The sequence below is a fragment of the Acidimangrovimonas sediminis genome (assembly GCF_002871005.1).
GTDB classification, from domain to species: domain Bacteria; phylum Pseudomonadota; class Alphaproteobacteria; order Rhodobacterales; family Rhodobacteraceae; genus Acidimangrovimonas; species Acidimangrovimonas sediminis.
In genome coordinates this window covers 20,212-39,032 of record NZ_PHSN01000029.1, presented here as the reverse complement: position 1 = coordinate 39,032, position 18,821 = coordinate 20,212, and the positions used below count along the sequence as shown (strand labels likewise).

Here is an 18,821-nt window from a genome sequence, read left to right as displayed (position 1 = left end):
ACGGCCTGCCGGTCTGGCCCTGAGCCGCCGTTCAATCGGGTCGCGCGGCGATGCCCGCGAAGATCACCATCCGAACGGAGCTGAGGCGAGGAAGGGTGCACGTCCCCGGGCATCATCGGCGGGGATGCAAAGGTGTTGTGCGCGGCGGCCCGGCGGGTGAGGATCCCGGCCCGAGCCCGGCACCGAGGGAACGGCCGGGAACAGCGAGGACAGGAGCGGACATGGCGGTGAAGACAGCGATCATCGGACTGGGGATCATGGGGCGGCGGATGCTCGAACACATGCTCCTGCACGAAGGCTACGCGCCCGTGGCGCTCTGGGATCCCGATCCGGCGGCCCGCGCGGCGGCGCAGGAGATGGCGCCGGGTGCGCGGCTGGTGGACTCGGCGGAAGAGGCCATCGCCGCCGCTGATCTGGTCTATCTCTCCTGCCCGCCCAAGCCGCGCAAGGCCTACGCCCTCACAGCCGCTGCCGCCGGCAAGGCCGTGTTCCTGGAAAAGCCGCTGGGCGTGGACGTGGCCGAAAGCGAGGCGCTGGTGGCAGGGCTGGAGGCCAGCGGCGTCCCTGCCGCAGTGAACTTCACCCAGGCCGCCGGCGCGGCGCTTGCGAATATCTCCAGGGCCGCGGACGCGGGCGAGATGGGGGATCTGGCCGGCGTCGACATGGTCGTGACCTATGCCGCCTGGCCGCGCGCCTGGCAGCAGGCTGCCGACTGGCTGCGCTTTCGTGCCGAGGGCGGCATGACCCGTGAGGTGCTGTCGCATTTCCTGTTCTTCAGCCAGCGCCTCCTCGGGCCCCTGTCAGTGACCTGGGCCCGCCCCTCCTACCCTAACGACCCGGCGCTCTGCGAAACCGCGCTCCTCGCCCGGCTGGAAAACGCCCATGGCCTGCCGGTGTCCATTCTCGCAACGGTCGGCGGCGCGCAACCGGATCGGCAGGAATTCACCGTGAAGGGCAGCCGGGCCAGCCATCGTGTCAGCAACTTCTCGGAGGAATCCGTCTCGCAGGGGACTGAATTCATCGACGTGGCTTTCCTGCCGGGAGAACGCCGTGCCGTTGCGCTGAAGGCTCAGCTTGACGATTTGCTGTCCTGTCTGTCAGGCCGGCCCCATCGGCTGGCAACGCCGCAAGAGGCACTGCATGTGCAGCGTCTCGTCGAGGAAATGCTGCGTGGGAAGCCGTGACGGTTTGAAGAAACCTCTGGCTCGGGCGGTGGAACGATAGTCGGGAAGCTTGGTGCCAAAGGCATCTGCGCCATGTGCCATCGCCGTGCAGTTCCAGACCTCTGGGTCGGACACCACGCCGTTCGCGGATCTTAGACTGGCCCAAAGGTCGCCATAGCCGGCCGGGCGTGGGCCCGCCCTGGCGGCAAGCCGTAGATCACCGCGAAGGGCGACAAGGCGCCCTCGAAGGCTTGGTGCGCTCACATGGATGCGGCGGGCTTCTACGCGAGCCCATGAAGGAGATGCCAGGGAAGGAGAAAGAGGCCTGCCGTCATGTCCATGACACTCGCGACACGGCCCTGACACTCCTGGCCGCAGCTGGCGCGACAGTGCAGCAGATCGCCGCGATTACGGGGCCTGCGCTCGACCGTGCAAGCAGGATCCTGACGACCTATCGTTCCGGGCCCCCTGCTCTCTCAGACGGCGATGACACTCTTCGGGAACACCAAGATAGCCCTCGTTGAGGTTGCTCCCCGGCCGAAGGGTTCGAGCTTGACCATGTGCCTTAGGGTCAGGCCTCGTTCTCGTCTCATAGCCAGAAAATGACGGTGGCGGCGAGGGCTACGGCGGACAGAAAGACCTTCGGGCACCTGTCGCAGCGAGTCGCAACATATGAAGAGGATCAGAAGACAGTCTGGAGGACTGTTTTCCCGACGATTGGCCAGTCCGTGAGCTTGCCGAACTTGATCACGATCCGGTTGCGCCGCTTGTAGCGGCGCTTGTCGTATTTGACGGGCTTGCTGCGGGATTTTCGGCCCGGGATGCAGGGCTTGATGCCCTTGTCTTGCAAGGCTTCATGATGCCAGTCGGCGTCATAGCCCCGATCGGCCAACAGCCATTCGGCCTCGGGCAGGCTGCTCAGCAATGCCGTCGCGCCGGCGTAATCACTGACCTGGCCAGCGGTCATGAAGAACCGGATCGGCCGATCCCCGGCGTCCGTGACGGCATGCAGCTTGGCGTGCATGCCACCCTTCGCCCGCTCAATCAGCCTGCCACGCCCCCCTTTTTCAACCGTAAGTTCGAAGCCGTGCGGTGCGCCTTGAGATAGGTCGCATCAATCATGATCGCCGCCTGCTTTGCCGCCTCCGCGGCCAATCCTTCGAAGATCCTGGCGAACACACCCACGTCGTTCCAGCGCTTGCAGCAGTTGTAGAGCGTCTTGTGCGAGCCATATTCCTTGGGCGCATCGCACCACCGCAAGCCATTGCGTTTGATGAAGACTATTCCGCTCAAAACGCGTCGATCATCGACCTGCGGCTTGCCGCGGCTCTTTGGAAAGAAAGGCTGAAGCCACGCCATCTGCTCATCGGTCAGCCATAAGAGTGTGCTCGTCAGGCCCGCATCAGTTCGGGGGCGTGAAGCACAGAGGCACCGAGTTCACAAGCCGATCAATGGGTTCTGACCCTAGGATCTGCGCCCGCGGAAACGCAATCTTGCCCTTAGCCGCGCGACGAGCCAGATCAGCCCGGCGAGGAGCGCCAGTACGACGGCGCCGTCGAGCAGGTGCATGACCCGGTGCAAGGCGGGGCTCCTGTCCCAGGCCTGTCCCAGTTTCATCCCGGCATAGGCCAGCGTGAAGCAGAAGGGCCAGGACCCGAGGAAGGTGTAGATCTGGAAGCGGACGAAGTTCATCCGCCCGATCCCCGCGGGCAGCGAGATGAAGGTGCGCACCAGCGGCAGGAGGCGCGAGAGGAACACAGCAAGGCTGCCGTAGCGGGCAAAGAACCGCTCTGCCAAGTCAAGCTCGCGCTGGCTGAGGAAGACGTAGCGCCCCCATCGCTCCACTGCCGGGCGCCCGCCCCGGGCGCCGACGAGATAGGCCAGGGTCGAGCCCGCGTTGCAGCCCAGAGCCCCCGCCGTCGCCACCGCGACGAGCGAGAAACGCCCGGTCGAGACGAGGTAGCCGGCGAAGGGCATGATCACCTCGGACGGGATCGGGATGCAGGCGGATTCGACCGCCATCAGCAGCGCCACGCCGCCGTAGCCGAGCGCGCCGATCGCGGCGGTGATCAGGCCGGCGAGGGCCGCGGTCAGGGATCCGGTCATGCTCCGCTCCGTCTGAACTGGTCCCGCATTCCGCTCACGGGCGCTCCGGCTCCACATCGGCACGGGTCCTCGCGAGATATCCGACGAAGAGCAGGATCAGGACGAAGAGGCCGAGGCTCACCGGTCCGGTCCCCCAGTCGAGACCGCCGCGCTCATGGTTCACCCCCATCCAATCGGCGAAGGAGGCCCCGAGGGGGCGGGTCAGGATATAGGCGGTCCAGAACGCGGGCACCTCGGGCAGGCCGAACTGCCAATAGGCGAGCGCGGGAAGGACGATCAGCGCGGCAAAGAGGACACCGGAATCGAGATAGCCGAGATGCAGGCTGGTCGCCGTCATGTCGCCCGCCGCGGTGCCGAGGGCGAAGGTCGCCAGTACCGTGGCCCAGTAGAACACTTCCCGCCGCCGCGAGCGGATCGAATGAATGGCCAATGTCCCCTCGGTCCGGTGCCAGAGCCACAGGATCACCGCCAGCGCGGCGGCAAAGAACGGGGTGGAGACGACATAGGGCACGCCGAGGCCCACGTGCAGCACATCCGCGGCCATGGTGCCGAAGACGCTGACCATCACCACGGCCAGCCAGTAGATCCAGGCATTGTAGCGCGGCGCCGCCAGTTGCAGCGCCAGCGCGGCGACGAGGCCGGCGAAACCGATCAGCACGGCCACCGGCGGGTCTATGTTGTGGGCCAGGAAATCCGATGTCGTCTCGCCCATCCCCGTGGTCAGGATCTTCACAACCCAGAAGATCGCCGCCACCTGCGGCACCTTCGAGTATGGGCTGCGGCCTGTCCTGTCAGCGGGGGCGTAAAGGGCGGCGGTCTCGGTCATCGGACGGTCCTTGGAAGAGGAAGGGAGGGGATCCGTGGCTTGGCCAGACCCCCTGCCTAGCGTCATTTCTGCAGCTGCGAGATGACGAGGGTGTGAGCTTACGAAATGGTAAGAATGATGTGCGCAATTCCGGGGGCGGCGGGAAGCCACCCCCGTGTGCGGTGTCAGGCCGCCGTGTCGTCGCGAAGCTCGTCGCCATCGTGGCTTACCGACATGTAGACCACCGTCACGACGATCGCGGCGAGGAAGATCAGACTGGTGATCACCGTGCCCAGTCCGAGGCCGCCGTCCGGCACCGGCTGCGAGAGATAGTCGCCGATGGAGGCGCCCGCCGGGCGGGTCAGGATGTAGCACAGCCAGAAGGCCAGGATGCCGTTCATCTTGCCGGCGAAGAACACCACCGCGATCGCCGCGATGACCCCGGCGTAGATGAAGGCGGACAGCAGGTAGCCCAGTTGCAGACCCTCGGACAGCTGGTCACCCGCCGAGGTGCCGAGCGCGAAGGTGAAGAGAATGGCGAGCCAGTAGAAGGCCTCGCGCCGGAAGGTGTAGATCGTGTGGATCGACAGCGTCTTCTCGAGAGCGTACCAACCGGCGAAGACGGCGGCGAGCGCGATCCCGAAGACCGTGGTCGTCGTGCTCAGCGCATATCCGAGGTTGTCGACGAGGTTGTCCGAGATCAGCGTGCCGACCACGCTGATCAGCACGACAGCGGTCCAGTAGACAGCGGGGACGTACCGCTTTTGTCGGAACTGCCAGATCAGCGCGAGGACGAGGAAGCCGCTCATCAGCAGCGAGGTCATCGACAGGCCGAGGCCCAGCGACTGGTTGATGAAGTCGGCGGCTGTTTCTCCGACGGTGACGGCGAGCAGCTTGATCACCCAGAAATCCCAGGTGACCTGCGGCACGCGATTGTAGACCGGGCCTTCTTGGGCCCTTTTGTGGGTCTCGATCTCGAAGCGTGCATCGGTGGTGGAGGAGATGGCCATTCGAATGCGTTTCCTTGGGTCGGACAGGTTGTGAGGTCCGCGCCGCGTCGTTGCGTGGCGCGGGGGGCGAAACGCGCGATGGACACGCGCGCTGTCGACCTGATCGCAACTGCGATTGTCGGCCCGTTGTCTGCCAGCATACGGATCGGTAAGTGGCCGCCTGTGCCCTTTCCCTGCGCGCTCAGGGCAGCGACAGCACCGCCGCGCCGCCGTCGGTGTGCCAGCGGTGGGGGGCGGCAACGGCTGCCTGCGGGAGTCTGGCCGTGCCTTTCCGCACTGCCCCGCCATGCGCGACGAGCGCGGCGGAAAGGACCTTTCGGTCGGTATCGACGTCCGGCGAGAGCTTCTCTGCCGGATCCCAGGGGCGCGCGTCGTCACGTGTGGCGGTCACGACGAAGACCTTTTCTCCCGCGGCGTCCCGCCAGCGGGTCGGCCAGATGCGCACGAGGTGTCGTGCCTCGCCATTTGCGGGGTTTGATAGACCTACGTAGACCAGCGCGTTCGCTGTCTGGTTCCAGAAAGCCGGGATGGTCGGGGCGCGCGGATCGGGTTTGTCGAACAGCTCCGCAAGCGTGGCGTGCAGCACATGGCCTGGCGTCGGGCTTGCGACCGGGGCATAGCCGCTCCTGGTGAGCGCAGCCTCCAGTGCCGCCTTGTTGCGGGCGAGAACAAGCAGGTTCACCGGCGCCAGAGGGTAGCCGTCGATGCTGTAGACGATTGCCGGGTTGCCGTTGGTCGCGAAGAAGGTCCCCACATCCCGCAGCATCGCCGGCCCGCCAGGCGAGGGTGGTTGCTTGAGCGGCTTTTGGTAGGTCGCCGAGACAAGGCCGCATCCCGCCAGCGCCACGACCAGAATCCCGCTGAAGACCCGCCGCGGGGATTTCGCCACGACAGGGGGGCCGCCTCGGAGGATCGTGCGCGCATGTAGCCATTCGGCCACCGACACCCCGATCACCAGCCAGAGCGTACCAACGAGATAGCCGTTCAGAACGTCGCTCAGGTAATGCTCGATCAGGTAGATCCGGCTCAGCCCGATCAGGAAGGCGATCACGAGGCCTGCGAGCGTGGCCAGGATCGGGCCCACCATCCGCACGCGCCACGCGATATAGGCGAGCATGCCGTAGCAGGCGACCGAGATCGCGGCGTGCCCGCTTGGAAAACTGCCGCTCGTCTCGACGAAATACCCTATCGGCGGGCGGGCACGGTGAAAGGCGAGTTTCAGGAGCGCCACGGTCACCACGTTGCCTGCAATCGAGGTGAGCAGCCCCAGCACCAGCGGGCGCCGGCCACCAAGCCACAAGGCTGCGCCCGCCGCAATGAGGACGATAGAGACTGCCTGCCAGATCCCGAAGGCCGTGACGTAGGCTGCGAGCGCGATGAGGCGCGGATCCCGGAGGGCCAGCATCAGCGCCGCGACGTTGTGGTCCATACGCACGACCGAAGGCAGCATGAGGAAATCCAGCACGCTGCCGAGATAGATGAACAGCACGTAGGCGAAGGCGATGGCAAGCAGGGTCGCGGGCAGGCCGCTCGCGCGGCGCGTGTCGAACCGTCCGGCCAGAAAGTCCCCAAGGCGTGGATGACGGGCACGCAACGCGCGGACCGTCGTCGTGCTGCCGAGAGTGTCCATCAAGGCGCGCCCGAACAGCAGAAGCGTCGGCAGGCGCCGCTCGATCCGGATCACGATATGGAGGATCACCCCCAGCAGAAGCGCGGCCCCCGCGGCAAACAGCAGCGCCCGGGTCGCCAGAGGACCCATCCGGGTCAGCACGTTGCCGAAGAAATATCCCAGTGCGAGATGGGCGGCGGCATAGGGCAGCGCCCCTAGAGCGTTCCAAATCCGGAACCGGCGCGGCTTCATCCCGGCAAGGGCCGCCGCCAGGGGCACGAACCCCGCGACCGGGCCAAGGAAGCGCCCGATACCGAGCGCGACGCCGCCGCGGCGCACGAACAGGTCCCGGGCGCGCCGGAAGGTTCGGGACGTCTCCGGATCGAAGCGGGCGAAAAGCCACCCGCTGCTCCAGCGCCCCGTCCAGTAGCTCAACTCGCCGCCGAGGATCGACCCGATCGCCACGAACCAGAACAGATCGAAGACGTCGAGGTAACCCCTCTGCGCGAGGATCCCGGCGGCATCGACCATCAGCGTTCCGGGGGCGATGATGCCGGTCGCAAAGAACCCTTCCAGCAGGGAGCCGAAGCCGGTGATCCAGTAGGACCAGACGCCAAGCGACTGGAGTGAGGGCAGGAGTTGGTCGAGGCTGTGGGGCATTGTGGCGTCCTGCGAAAGGGTGAGACGCGGACCCCGACGGTATCGCGTTTCCGTTACGCAGGCTCACTTGCCCTGTGCCTGCGTGCCGATCAACGGTTCAGGCGCCCGAAAACCGCAACCTTACGAAAGCGTATGGTTGGATCGAGCCCGCGGTAAACGAGGTTCTCCATCTGCGATCCATGGGCACGACGGGTGCCCCGAGAAAAGGATCAAAGCATGAAACGCAACCTCATCCTCGCCGCCGCGCTTGCCGGGATCGCACTTCCCGCCCTGGGCATCGTGTCGGCCACGGCGCAATCCGTGCCGCAGCCCGCCAACCGGCAAGTGGCCGAGGCGCAGATGGCCGTCGCGGCGCCTGTGACGCTGTCGCAGGCAGGCGGGATCGCCCTCAAGGCCGCGCCCGGCACGCTGGCCGCGATCGGCTTCAACGACGAGAACGGCAAGGGCGTGTACGAGGCCTCGGTGGTTCGGGACGCCGGGAAGGTGACCCTCGTCAAGGTCGATGCGGAAAGCGGCAAGGTGATGTCAACGACACAGGCGACCGCGATCGGCAACGATCATGAGCATGGCGACGGGCAGGAGGCCGAGGACGGTGCGGGCGATCATGCCCCGGGGACCGGTCAGATCGGCGACGGGGACGGGGAGCAACAGGACGGCTGAGCCCGCCCCCCCGGCCCGGCGCCTGCGTGCCGGGCCGTAGCTGGGCCGTACCCGGGCCGGACTTGACCGGTGCCGCAGATCGCGGCAGTGCTGAGGGATAGTGCCTTGGAGATTTCGATGAAGATCTTGCTGGCGGAGGACGACACCGAGACCGCCGCCTATATCCGCGACGGGCTGAATGCCGAGGGGCACAGTGTCGACGTGGTGAACGATGGACAGGACGCGTTGGTCCGAGCCGCGATGCAGGGATACGACCTGCTGATCGCAGACCGGATGATGCCCGGCCTCGACGGGCTGTCGCTGGTCAAGGCCCTGCGCGCGGCACGGTTCAAGGCGCCGGTCCTGATGCTGACCGCGCTCGACGGGGTCAAGGACCGGGTCGACGGCCTGAATGCGGGCGCCGACGACTACCTGGTGAAGCCCTTCGCCTTCGCCGAGCTTTCGGCGCGTGTCGCGGCGCTCGCCCGCCGGCCCCAGTTTTCGGACAGCCCCGAGACCGAGTTGACGGTCGGCGACCTCAAGATGGACCTGCTGTCGCGCCGGGTCACCCGTCAGGGGCAGGAGATTGAGTTACAACCGCGAGAGTTCCGCCTGCTGGAACATCTGATGCGCCGCACCGGGCGGGTCCAGACCCGTACCATGCTGCTTGAGGCGGTGTGGGATTTCCACTTCGACCCGCAGACCAGCGTGGTCGAGACCCACATCAGTCGCCTGCGCTCGAAGATCGACAAGCCCTTCGACAAGCCCCTTCTGCAGACTCTGCGGGGCAGCGGCTATGTCCTGAAGAAATGAAACCGCTCCTCCGCCTCGCTCCGTTCGACGCGATCGGCAGGTCCTCGGCGATGCGGCTTGCGGCGCGCCTCACGGCGGTTTTCACCGTTGCGATCCTGTTGGCGGGGGCCGTTTCCTTTGCGGTCCTGACGGAGGAATTGCGCGCCCGTCTCGACGACCAGGCGCAGCAGCTTGCCAAGGGGCTGGCCGACACGCTGCGCAAGGAGGGCGCCGCCGCCCTGAGCACCCAGATCGGCGCCTACACCGATGCGGTCGACGACCACTATAGCCTTTACCTCTTCGTCGGGCCCGGCGGAAAGGTGCTCGCCGGCAACATTACCGCGCCGGCGACGTTCACCGGCAGAAAGATCCTGCGGGCCGGCAAGGACATGACCCTGCTGTCGGGAGAGCCGGACGAGCAGGACCACAGCTTTGCCGCCTATGGCATCAGGGTCGGGGACGCCTGGATCGTCGCCGGCCGCGATACCGTCTGGATCGGCGATAGTCGCGAGGTTCTGGTGCAGTCGCTCGGCTGGGGACTCGGCGCCGCGCTGCTGATCTCGATCCTCTTCGCCACCATGCTTGCCCGGCGCAGCGAGGAACGTATCAGCCGCATCAACGGCGTCCTGGATGCGGTGGCCTGTGGCGACCTGAGCCGGCGAGCCCGCGACGCGCGCGACGACGACATCGGTCGGATCGCGGGGTCTCTGAACCGGACGCTGGACCAACTGGAGTTGTCGATCGAGGGGCTCCGGCAAGTCTCGAACGACGTGGCCCACGATCTGCGCACGCCCCTGACGCGGTTGCGCAACCGGCTGGAGCCGCTTCTGGCGCGCGACGACCTGCCCCCCGGGGCCGACACCCAGATCGCGAAGGCGGTGGAGGAGACCGAAAGCCTCGTGCGCACCTTCAACGCCGTGCTGCGCATCGCGCAGCTGGAGGGCGACAGCGCTCGTCCGGAGATGCGCCCGCTCGATTTGTCGGCGCTGGCGCGGGACGTGGTCGAGATGGTGGATCTGGTGGCGGAGGATGCAGGCGACTCGCTTACTCTGAATGCGTCCGGCCCTGCCATGGTGTTGGGGGATCGGGACATGATTGCGCAGGCCCTGACGAACCTTGTCGAGAACGCGATCCGCTATTGTCCGGCGCCCGCCCGGATCGAGGTGTCGGTCATTCCTGATCTCGAGGGCGCGATCCTTGCCGTCAGCGACGACGGCCCCGGCATCCCGGGGCCGGATCGCACACGCGCGCTGCGGCGCTTCGTGCGCCTCGACAGCGCGCGCGAGGGCGAGGGAAGCGGGCTTGGCCTCAGCCTGGTGGCGGCGGTGATGCGCCAGCATGGCGCCGCCTTGACGTTGCGTGACAACCCAGATGCTGCCTCGGGGCGCCCGGGCCTGCGGGTCAGCGCCCGCTTTCCCAAGGCCGGCGACTGACCGGTGCGGGCGGCAAGACAGCGTACGATCCGCTCATTTACCGCATCGTAAGCTGATAGCAGACACCGCAAGAAATGAGGCGCCCATCTCTTGGTCATGGCGGGGAAATCCCCCGTTTTTACGGGGGCTTGGACGTAGAATTTGCGCGGCCATTCTCAGTTTCTGGGCGGGCGTCATGTCGCCATTGCCCATCTTGGGGCGCTCATTGTTGTAAGACCGGAGCCACTCGGGGGCAATCTGCTGCACCGCGTCGATACTATCGAAGATATGGAGGTCCAGCCATTCGTGCCGGACCGTCCGGTTGTAGCGCCCGACGCAAGCGTTCTGCTGTGGCTTTGCGGGCTGGACGTCGGCCAGGGCGATGCCCTTGTGCTCAGCCCATTCCATGAGGGCGCCGCTGATGTATTCCGGGCCGTTGTCGACCCTTACCGTCTTCGGTGGGCCACGCCATTCGATAATCTGGTTCAGCGCCCGGACGACCCGTTCCGCGGGCAGCGAGAAGTCGACCTCGATGCCAAGGCCTTCGCGGTTGAAGTCGTCCAGGAGGTTCAGCAGCCGGAACTGGCGCCCATCTCCAAGGCGATCCGCCGTGAAGTCCATGGACCAAACCTCATTCGCAGCCTCCGGAACCGCCAGTGCGTCAGGTTTCTCCCGTTTCAGTCGCCTGGCTCTGCACACGGGGCCGCGCTACGGCGACTTGGTTCGCATGAAGTGGTCAAAATACGACGGCAGAAGCGTATCCCTCGTCCAGAGCAAGGGCGGAGTGCCCATCAAAATCGTCTGCACTAAGGCTCTGAAACGGATGCTGGAGACGAGGCACCCCGGACGTCGCCCTATATCCTGACCCGCGCCGCCGGCAGACACTGGATCACCGAGAAGGACGACAAGGCGCTTTCGAAGGCTCGGCGCGCGCGCACGGACACAGCGGGCTTCTATGACAAGCCGAGTCTCAGGCGGCAATGGCACTCTTCGAGAACGCCGAGGGAACACGCTTTGCAAACCGCCTGCAAACCAAGACGGCAACGTGACTGACGTTTTCGGAGAAACCCCAATAAACACTAGGGAGAAGTGGCGCACCCGGAGCGATTCGAACGCCCGACCCCCAGATTCGTAGTCTGGTGCTCTATCCAGCTGAGCTACGGGTGCGTTGCGGTGGCGTTTAAAGGCCCTGCGCGGGCATTGCAAGGGCCAAATCGCAGGTTTTTCCACGCCGTCCACTTTGCCTGCACCGGAAGCCGTCCCGGCCCCCTGCACACAAGGCATCTGCCGCGCACCCGGGCGCAAGGGCGAGGGCGGAAATCCGCGGAGGCGCCCAAGTGGGCGATGCGCAGGGGGATGGAACTTCTTCGCGCCCATGCCTATTTCCATGTCATGAAACGCACCTGCCGCCCCGGCGCGCCCTGCCGCGCCCCCGCCCGTACCGCCCTTGGCTGCGCGACCGCCGCCGGGGCTCTGATGCTTGTCGCCGCGGGTCAGCCCGCCGCTGCGGATCCGATCCCCCTGATGGCGCTGTCGCAATACCTCAACGGGCTGAAGACCGCCGAGGCTCCGTTCACGCAGGTCAACGCGGATGGCTCGATTTCCAAGGGGCAGATCTTCATCCAACGGCCGGGCAAGGTGCGCTTTCAATACGCGCCGCCGGACGGAAACCTGGTGATCGCGAACAATGGCACGGTCGCGGTGATCGATTCGAAATCGAACCAGCCGCCGCAGGAATACCCGCTGTCGCGCACCCCGCTGAACCTGATCCTCGCGGCGAATGTCGACCTGACCCGTGCCAACATGGTCAGGGGCGTGCGCGAGGATGGCAACAAGACGATCGTCACCGCGCAGGACCCGCAGCACCCCGATTACGGCACGATCCAGCTGGTCTTCACCGCCAACCCGACCGAGCTGCGCCAGTGGGTCATCACCGACCAGGGCGGCGGCCAGACGACGGTGATCCTCGGCGCGATGAAGACCGGCATGTCGATCGCGTCGTCGAAATTCGACATCCGGCGCGCCTCGCCCACCGCCAGCAACCGCTGACGCGGCCCGCCGCCCCGCCGGGGGCGGCGCGCACCTCGGGCGCCTACATCACCCCGCAGGAGATCAGCTGCGCCTCGTAATTGTAGGCCCGCTGCGCCACCCGGTCGGACACCGCAAGCAGCCAGCCCTTGGCGCGGTAGCTGCCGCGCGCATAGCCCGCGAAGCCCTCGTGATAGGCGAGATACAGGTTCTTCGCGTCGGCGCGCGAGATCCCCAGCTTCTCATGCGCCTTGTTCAGGTACCAGCCCATGAAATCGGTCGCATCCGACATGTCAGTGCGTCGCGCACCCCAGCGGCCGGCTTCCTTGCGGTAATCGTCCCACGTGCCGTCAAGCACCTGCGCATAGCCGTAGGCGGAGCTCTGCCGCCCCATCGGGATCACCCCCAGCGCCCAGCGGTACGGCGTGCGGGCATTGCCGACGAACTTGGATTCCTGGTGGATGATCGCCATCTGCACCGCCACCGGAACGCCCCAGCGCGACTTGGACCGCTCCATCGCCGACAGGAAGCGCGGCCGTTCGTGCACGATCACGCAGGCATCGTTGACGTCGCTCGGCGGCGCGTACCGCCCGCCGCAGGACCCGAGGATCAGCAACAGCGCGAACGCGAAAAGAAGTCTGCTCATCTGCCTCTCGCTTTTTTTGTTGGCGACAGGATAGGCGAAATCCTCCCGCTGGGAAACCATCCAAAACCGCTCATTTGCAGCGGTTTTCGCGCCGTTCCGCGGATCGGCGGGTCGCAGCCGGACCGCCCTGGCACCCTTGCGCCCCGCGCCGAAGGATGCGAGGGGGCGCCGCCAACTGTCGGACCGAGGTCCACACACTGTTTCCCTGATTCGTGACGCCCGCGGATGGACCTCGCGCCCGGGAAGGATTATTGCTGGTTGTCGGGGGACGAACGTATGCTGCAAACGCACGCGAAGTATAATATTGGCCAGGTGGTCAGACACAGGAAGCACCCGTTCCGCGGCGTGGTCTTCGACGTGGACGCGATGTTCTCGAACACCGAGGACTGGTACCAGGCGATCCCCGAGGAAAGCCGGCCGTCCAAGGACCAGCCGTTCTACCACCTGCTGGCAGAGAACGACCAAAGCTACTACGTCGCCTACGTGTCCGAACAGAACCTGGTTCCCGACGACACAGGCGAGCCGGTCGATCACCCCGACCTGCCCGACCTCTTCGGCGATTTCGACGGCGCCGGCTATCCTCTGCACTTCCAGCTGAACTAGCCGCCCTCCCCCCGCCCTTCTTCTGAGCGGAAATATCCTCGGGGGGATGCAGGGGGGCAGACAGCCCCCCGCCGCGACGTATGGGCCAGGCACGCGGGTGGGAGGCAGGGCCAAGTCCGCGGGCCAGTTCGGGCGGCCGCCCTGGCCAGCCGCCCGAACTGGCCCGCCGCGCCTCAGTACCCCAGCGCGCAGCCGTCCTTGCGCGGGTCCGACCCGCCCTGAAGCACCCCCGACGCCTCGTCGATCACGATCGCCTGCGCCCCGCCGATCGGGCCGTCGGGGATCTTCACCTCGTGCCCCATGGCGGCAAGCGTCGCGCGCACCTCGGGGGTGTATCCGCGCTCCACCTCCATGCCCTCGCCGCCGGCGGCAAAGCAGCGCGGGGCGTCGATCGCCTCCTGCGGGCCCAGCCCGAAATCGACCATGTTCGACACCAGCCGCGCGTGGCCGTTCGACTGATAGGCCCCGCCCATCACGCCGAAGGGCATCATCAGCCGGCCATTCTTGCGCAGCATGCCCGGAATGATCGTGTGCATCGGCCGCTTGCCTGGCCCCGCCTCGTTCGCATGGCCCTCGGTCAGGCAGAACCCAGCGCCGCGGTTCTGGAAGTTGATGCCGAACTTCGCCGAGGCCAGCCCGGATCCGAAGGCATGGAACACCGAGTAGATCAGCGACACCGCCATCCGGTCGCGGTCGACCACGGTGATGTAGATTGTGTCGCGGTGCACCGCCTCGGACAGCGTCGCAGTATCCGCCGTGGCGCGCTCCGGGTCGATCAGCGCGGCCAGCTTCTTCGCCGTCTCCATCGACAGCATGTGGTCGAGGCGGGTCATGTGCCCGGGATCCGACACGAAACGGTTCCGCGCGTCATAGGCCAGCTTCGTCGCCTCGGCCTCGATATGGGCGCGCTCTGCCCCGAACGGATCCATCGACGCGATATCGAACTGCGACAGGATGTTGAGCAGCAGGATCGCGGTCGCCCCCTGACCGTTCGGCGGATGCTCGACCAGTTCCACGTCGCGGTAGGCCCCGCTGACCGGCTCGCCGTAGCTGCAGGCGGTGGCGGCGAAATCCTCGGCCGTGTGGCTGCCCCCCGCCGCGCGGAGCGAGGCGATCATGTCCTCGGCCACCTCGCCCTCGTAGAAGGCCGCGCGCCCGTCGCGGGCGATCCGGCGAAGCACCTCGGCCTGGTTCGGGGCGCGGAACAGCTGCCCCGCGGCGGGCGCCTTGCCGTCCACGAGGTAGAAGTCACGCGCCGCGCCCTGCAGCACGCCGGCCGAGGCGTTCCAGTCGAAGGCCACGCGCGGGGCGACCGGCACGCCTTCTTCGGCATAGTGGATCGCCGGCGCAAGCAGGCGGTCGAGGCCCAGCCGCCCCCAATCCGCCGACAGCGTGCAGAAGGCATCGACCGCGCCGGGCACGGTCACCGCATCCGGGGTGTTCAGCGGCACCGTGGCGTGCCCCTTGGCGCGCAGGGCTGCAGCATCGGTCGCGGCGGGGGCGCGGCCCGAGCCGTTCAGCGCGACGACACGCTCCTCGCCCGCCGGCTTGACCAGTACGAAGCAGTCGCCGCCGATCCCGGTCATCTGCGGCTCGCAGATCCCCAGCAGCACTGCCCCGGCGATGGCCGCGTCGACGGCATTGCCGCCGGCCTTCAGCGTCTCGACGGCCACCTGCGCAGCAAGCGGGTGCGACGTCGCGCACATGCCGTTGCCGGCGAAGACGGCCGACCGGCCGGGAAATTGGAAATCGCGCATCAGGGCCTCCTTGGATCTCGGCGCGACGATAGGAGGCGCGCGCGCCATTGCCAAGCGGTGCGGCGCGGTTGCGCGGTCCGACCCGGGCACAACGGGGTGCCTGGCGGTGCGGCCCGGTGCGACTGCGGTCCGAACCGGGGTGGCCGGTCGGGGCGCAGCCGATGGAAAGGGCAATCAAGCGGAAACGAAGAAACGCCCGCACCGGCTAAACCGGTCGGGCGCGCCGCTGCACGACAGGAAACCCCGGCGACGTGAACTGGGTGGGGGCTGTTGACCACGACGCCGGGGTGAAGCCTGTGCAGCTACACGCCCGTTTTCCCGCCAAGGCATGGCGCCCGTGTGGGCAAATTCCGGCATCTTTCTGGCACTGTCGGCGCAACGCGAACAGTTCAGCCCAACGCCGCCCTCTGTTCCTGCACAAGTGAGAATCGCAGCCAGTTCCTGCCCCCCTCGCGGCCGTGGTTCAGGTCGGAGGCAAGGGCGCGAATCAGATACCAGCCAAAGCCGCCCTCGGGCAGTTCGCCCGCGGCAATGGGCGGCAGCCGGCCATCCGGCAGGGTGCCGCCGGGCAGCGCCCGCCCCCAGTCATAGACGACAAAGCCAAGCTCCGCCCGCGACGACTGGGCCACGGCGGGCGCGACAGGCCGGCCCCCGCCGCCGCCGGCGGTCACGGCCGCGGGCACGACCCCCGGCATCGGCCCAGGCAAGCACGACACCGAAAGCTCGATCTCGATCCAACCGCCACGGCGGTCGTAGGCATGCTCCACCACGTTGTTGAGAACTTCGGCCAGCAGAACCTCCGCCAGTGCGCGGTCATCGGCCGCGACGCCCCTGTCCTCCAGCGCCTCGACGACGAATTGCAGCGCGCGACGCACCGCCATCGGATCCGCCGCGAAATCCAGCCGAAGATTGCCGGCCGCCTCCTGCCCGGCCATCCCGGACCCGGCCATCCCGGACCCGGCCGTCCCCGGCCTTTCCAGCCTTGCCCCCTCAGGGTCCGGGGGATCCGAGGCGGACCGGGCGGTCGCCGCGCCGCGAACCGCCTCAGCCCGCATGATGTGCCGTCGGCCCGGGCAGGTCGGGGATCTGCGCATGCAGCGGGAACACGCTGTCCATGCGGGTCAGCGCCAGAACCCGCGCCACGGTCGGCGTCATCGCCGCCAGCTCAAGCTGGCGCCCCGGGCTCAGCATCTTGCGCACCGCCACGACCGCGCCCAGCCCCGAACTGTCAAGAAATTCGACCTGCCCGAGGTCGAGGATGATCCGATCCGCCCGCGCCTCGACCAGATCGCGCATCAGATCCTTGAACCGGATCGCCACCGCGGCGTCGATGCGCCGCTCCTCGACCCGGATCACCAGGGCGGTGCCCCGCAATTCGGTCCTCAGCTTCATCGTCACCTCCGTCTCGCCATCACGGCAAGGCTAGAAGCCAATCCTTACCAATCCGTATCCCGCGACCCTCCGGACAAGACCCCCTTTCCTCTTGATCTTGGCTCCAATACTCCGGGGTCCGGGGCAGCGCCCCGGTCCCGCCCCCTGCAAGAGGCTCCGAAGATGCCCGACTACGCCACGCTCGCCACGACGATCCGCGCCCTCACCGAGGGCGAGACGGACGCCGTCGCCCTGATGGCCACCCTCGCCTGCGAGATCCACCACAGCGACGACCGCTTCGACTGGACCGGCTTTTACCGCGTCGTGGCGCCCGAGCTGCTGAAGATCGGGCCTTACCAGGGCGGGCACGGCTGCCTGGTCATCCCGTTCTCGCGCGGGGTCTGCGGCGCCGCGGCCCGCACCCGCGAGACCCAGCTCGTTCCGGATGTCGAGGCTTTCCCCGGCCACATCGCCTGCGCCTCCTCCACCCGGTCCGAGATCGTTCTGCCGGTGTTCGACGGCGCGGGCGAGGTGATCGCCGTCCTGGACATTGACAGCGACCGACCCGGCGCCTTCACGCAGGAGGACGCCGATCACCTCTCCGCGATCCTGGCCGAGACCTTCGGCAAGCTCTGACCGCCGCCCCTTGCGCAGCCGCCGCAAAAGGCGCCATCTCGTTGGCGGAGGATCGATGCCAGATCAGGACATCCACGGCGGGGGCTGCCATTGCGGCGCGGTGCGGTTCGAGGTGACCGGGTCGCTGCCGGCCTTCACCGCCTGCCATTGCAGCCAGTGCCGCACCTGGTCGGGCCATTACTGGGCCGCGGCGCCGGTGCCGCATGCGGCCTTCCGCCTGACCTGCGGGGACGGCCTCGCCTGGCACCGCTCGTCAAATCATGCCCGGCGCGGGTTCTGCCGCGATTGCGGGGCAAGCCTGTTCTGGCAAGACGATGCCGAGGCGCAGATCGCCGTGGCGGGCGGCGCCTTCGACGGCCCGACCAGCAGCCGGCTGACGCGCCACATCTTCACCGATTGCGCGGGCGATTATTACACCCCCGCCGCACCGCCGCCGCTGGCCACCCCGCGTTCCGGCCGGCTCACGGCCGGCTGCCTGTGCGGCGGGGTATCCTTCACCCTGCCCGGCCCGGCGCGCGCGGTCACCGCCTGCCACTGCCACCAGTGCCGCCGCCTCTCGGGCCATTTCTCGGCCTCGTTCGACGTCGACGACGCCCAGCTTTCCTATACCGCCCGCGAGACGCTGAAGAGCTACCGCACCGCGGGCGGCGGAGAGCGCGGCTTTTGCGGCGCCTGTGGCGCAAGCCTGTGGTTCCGCGCCCGCGACGGCGGATTCTCGGTCGAGGCGGGGTGCATCCGCGGCGCCACCGGAGGCCAGCTCGAGGAACATATCTTCACCTCGGAAAAGGGCGATTACTACGAGATCGCCGACGGTCTGCCGCAACATCCAGAATGGTGACGCGATGAGCCTTCTTTCCTTCCTTCCCGCGATCCCCGCGCAAAGCCTGTGGCTCTTTACCCTGTCGGGGGTCGTGCTGAACCTGACACCGGGCGCCGATGTGATGTTCGCCACCGCCAGCGGGATCCGCGGCGGGCCACGGATCGGCGCGCTGGCCGGGCTGGGGGTCGGGGCCGGGGCGCTCTGGCACGTGACGCTGGCGGCGGCGGGAATCTCGGCGCTGCTTGCGGCAGAACCGGCGGCGCTGATGGCGTTGCGCTGGGGCGGCGGGGCGTATCTGCTGTTCCTTGCGTGGAAAAGCTGGGCCGCCGGGCCCGACGCGCCCGACACAGGAGAAAATGGCACAGGTGGCAAGGGCGTGGGGTCGGGGATGGCGGCGTTCCGGCGCGGGGCGCTGACGAATATCCTCAACCCCAAGCCCATCCTCTTCATCCTCGCCTTCCTGCCGCAATTCACCGACCCGGCGCTGGGACCGGTCTGGCAGCAGATCGTCGTGCTGGGTGCGATCTTCGCGCTGACCGGCACGCTGATCACCATGGGATACGGCGCGCTGGCGGGCCTCGTGCGGCAACGGCTGGCCCGGCGGATGCGCGGGCTGAACCGGCTGGCCGCGCTGGTCTTCGCGGGGCTGGCCCTGCGGCTGGTCTGGGACTGAGGCGCCCCATATCCGACTGGGCCCCTGCTTGGCCTCCCGCCGATCTCCGGCTGTTCCCCCGTCAATCTCCGGCACGCCCCCCGCGGCATCC

General features: G+C 67.4%; 17 protein-coding genes, 1 tRNA gene and 2 pseudogenes. 9 read left to right on the top strand and 11 right to left on the bottom strand.

Annotation, left to right across the window (positions count from 1 at the left end):
• The first annotated feature begins 221 nt into the window (after window positions 1–221).
• Complete coding sequence (locus CVV76_RS21385; protein ID WP_102226710.1) at window positions 222–1,184, top strand: Gfo/Idh/MocA family protein; 963 nt, start codon at window positions 222–224, stop codon at window positions 1,182–1,184.
• A 568-nt stretch (window positions 1,185–1,752) separates the two neighbouring features.
• Here the strand turns inward: CVV76_RS21385 and CVV76_RS21380 are convergent.
• From CVV76_RS21380 to CVV76_RS21360, 5 genes and pseudogenes are all read right to left on the bottom strand, one after another.
• Window positions 1,753–2,522 (bottom strand): annotated as a pseudogene (locus CVV76_RS21380) (IS5 family transposase).
• Between the two features lie 105 nt (window positions 2,523–2,627).
• On the bottom strand, window positions 2,628–3,269 hold the full coding sequence (locus tag CVV76_RS21375; protein WP_199178669.1) for a DedA family protein: 642 nt from the start codon (window positions 3,267–3,269) through the stop codon (window positions 2,628–2,630).
• A 34-nt stretch (window positions 3,270–3,303) separates the two neighbouring features.
• A complete protein-coding gene (locus CVV76_RS21370; protein ID WP_199178668.1) occupies window positions 3,304–4,095 on the bottom strand; it encodes a COG4705 family protein in 792 nt (263 codons plus the stop codon).
• A 164-nt stretch (window positions 4,096–4,259) separates the two neighbouring features.
• Window positions 4,260–5,084: a COG4705 family protein gene (locus CVV76_RS21365; RefSeq protein ID WP_102226708.1), complete on the bottom strand. Its 825-nt coding sequence runs from the start codon at window positions 5,082–5,084 to the stop codon at window positions 4,260–4,262.
• A gap of 181 nt (window positions 5,085–5,265) precedes the next feature.
• Window positions 5,266–7,353 (bottom strand): bifunctional DedA family/phosphatase PAP2 family protein, encoded by a 2,088-nt coding sequence (locus CVV76_RS21360; RefSeq protein ID WP_102226707.1) that lies wholly within the window; start codon window positions 7,351–7,353, stop codon window positions 5,266–5,268.
• Between the two features lie 216 nt (window positions 7,354–7,569).
• Between CVV76_RS21360 and CVV76_RS21355 the strand changes: the two genes are divergently transcribed.
• The 3 genes from CVV76_RS21355 to CVV76_RS21345 all read left to right on the top strand — a co-directional run bounded on the left by CVV76_RS21355 (window position 7,570) and on the right by CVV76_RS21345 (window position 10,217).
• Window positions 7,570–8,013 carry a PepSY domain-containing protein gene (locus CVV76_RS21355; protein WP_102226706.1) on the top strand — a complete coding sequence of 148 codons (444 nt, stop codon included), beginning with the start codon at window positions 7,570–7,572 and terminating at the stop codon, window positions 8,011–8,013.
• Window positions 8,014–8,130: 117 nt separating this feature from the next.
• On the top strand, window positions 8,131–8,805 hold the full coding sequence (locus CVV76_RS21350; protein ID WP_102226721.1) for a response regulator transcription factor: 675 nt from the start codon (window positions 8,131–8,133) through the stop codon (window positions 8,803–8,805).
• On the top strand, window positions 8,802–10,217 hold the full coding sequence (locus CVV76_RS21345; protein WP_102226705.1) for a sensor histidine kinase: 1,416 nt from the start codon (window positions 8,802–8,804) through the stop codon (window positions 10,215–10,217). The genes CVV76_RS21350 and CVV76_RS21345 overlap by 4 nt, the downstream gene beginning before the upstream one ends.
• Before the next feature lie 144 nt (window positions 10,218–10,361).
• Here CVV76_RS21345 and CVV76_RS21340 read toward each other — a convergent pair.
• Together CVV76_RS21340 and CVV76_RS21335 are read right to left on the bottom strand one after the other, a co-directional pair.
• Window positions 10,362–10,883 (bottom strand): annotated as a pseudogene (locus CVV76_RS21340) (DDE-type integrase/transposase/recombinase); the annotation flags it as partial.
• Between the two features lie 403 nt (window positions 10,884–11,286).
• A tRNA-Arg gene (locus CVV76_RS21335) sits at window positions 11,287–11,363 on the bottom strand.
• A 309-nt stretch (window positions 11,364–11,672) separates the two neighbouring features.
• Between CVV76_RS21335 and CVV76_RS21330 the strand changes: the two genes are divergently transcribed.
• Window positions 11,673–12,245: a LolA family protein gene (locus CVV76_RS21330; RefSeq protein WP_102226720.1), complete on the top strand. Its 573-nt coding sequence runs from the start codon at window positions 11,673–11,675 to the stop codon at window positions 12,243–12,245.
• 43 nt (window positions 12,246–12,288) lie between these two features.
• Here the strand turns inward: CVV76_RS21330 and CVV76_RS21325 are convergent, their stop codons facing one another.
• Window positions 12,289–12,870 carry a transglycosylase SLT domain-containing protein gene (locus tag CVV76_RS21325; protein ID WP_102226719.1) on the bottom strand — a complete coding sequence of 194 codons (582 nt, stop codon included), beginning with the start codon at window positions 12,868–12,870 and terminating at the stop codon, window positions 12,289–12,291.
• A 276-nt stretch (window positions 12,871–13,146) separates the two neighbouring features.
• Here CVV76_RS21325 and hspQ point away from each other — a divergent pair, with 276 nt between their 5' ends.
• Window positions 13,147–13,473 carry a heat shock protein HspQ gene (gene hspQ, locus CVV76_RS21320; protein ID WP_102226704.1) on the top strand — a complete coding sequence of 109 codons (327 nt, stop codon included), beginning with the start codon at window positions 13,147–13,149 and terminating at the stop codon, window positions 13,471–13,473.
• A 173-nt stretch (window positions 13,474–13,646) separates the two neighbouring features.
• On the opposite strand, the gene CVV76_RS21315 is transcribed toward hspQ, so the two are convergent.
• From CVV76_RS21315 to CVV76_RS21305, 3 genes are all read right to left on the bottom strand, one after another.
• Entirely contained in the window at window positions 13,647–15,230 is a 1,584-nt protein-coding gene (locus CVV76_RS21315) for a gamma-glutamyltransferase family protein (RefSeq protein ID WP_102226703.1), read from the bottom strand.
• A 389-nt stretch (window positions 15,231–15,619) separates the two neighbouring features.
• Complete coding sequence (locus tag CVV76_RS21310) at window positions 15,620–16,180, bottom strand: ATP-binding protein (RefSeq protein ID WP_158243215.1); 561 nt, start codon at window positions 16,178–16,180, stop codon at window positions 15,620–15,622.
• A gap of 94 nt (window positions 16,181–16,274) precedes the next feature.
• Entirely contained in the window at window positions 16,275–16,622 is a 348-nt protein-coding gene (locus CVV76_RS21305) for an STAS domain-containing protein (RefSeq protein WP_102226701.1), read from the bottom strand.
• A 162-nt stretch (window positions 16,623–16,784) separates the two neighbouring features.
• Between CVV76_RS21305 and CVV76_RS21300 the strand changes: the two genes are divergently transcribed.
• The 3 genes from CVV76_RS21300 to CVV76_RS21290 are packed head-to-tail and all read left to right on the top strand — an operon-like array spanning window position 16,785 to window position 18,730.
• Window positions 16,785–17,237, top strand: a complete 453-nt coding sequence (locus CVV76_RS21300; protein WP_102226700.1) for a GAF domain-containing protein — start codon at window positions 16,785–16,787, stop codon at window positions 17,235–17,237.
• A gap of 55 nt (window positions 17,238–17,292) precedes the next feature.
• The gene (locus tag CVV76_RS21295) at window positions 17,293–18,075 is read left to right on the top strand and encodes a GFA family protein (protein WP_102226699.1); all 783 of its coding nucleotides are present in this window, start codon (window positions 17,293–17,295) and stop codon (window positions 18,073–18,075) included.
• Window positions 18,076–18,079: 4 nt separating this feature from the next.
• Window positions 18,080–18,730 carry a LysE family translocator gene (locus tag CVV76_RS21290; protein WP_102226698.1) on the top strand — a complete coding sequence of 217 codons (651 nt, stop codon included), beginning with the start codon at window positions 18,080–18,082 and terminating at the stop codon, window positions 18,728–18,730.
• The last annotated feature ends 91 nt before the right edge of the window (window positions 18,731–18,821 follow it).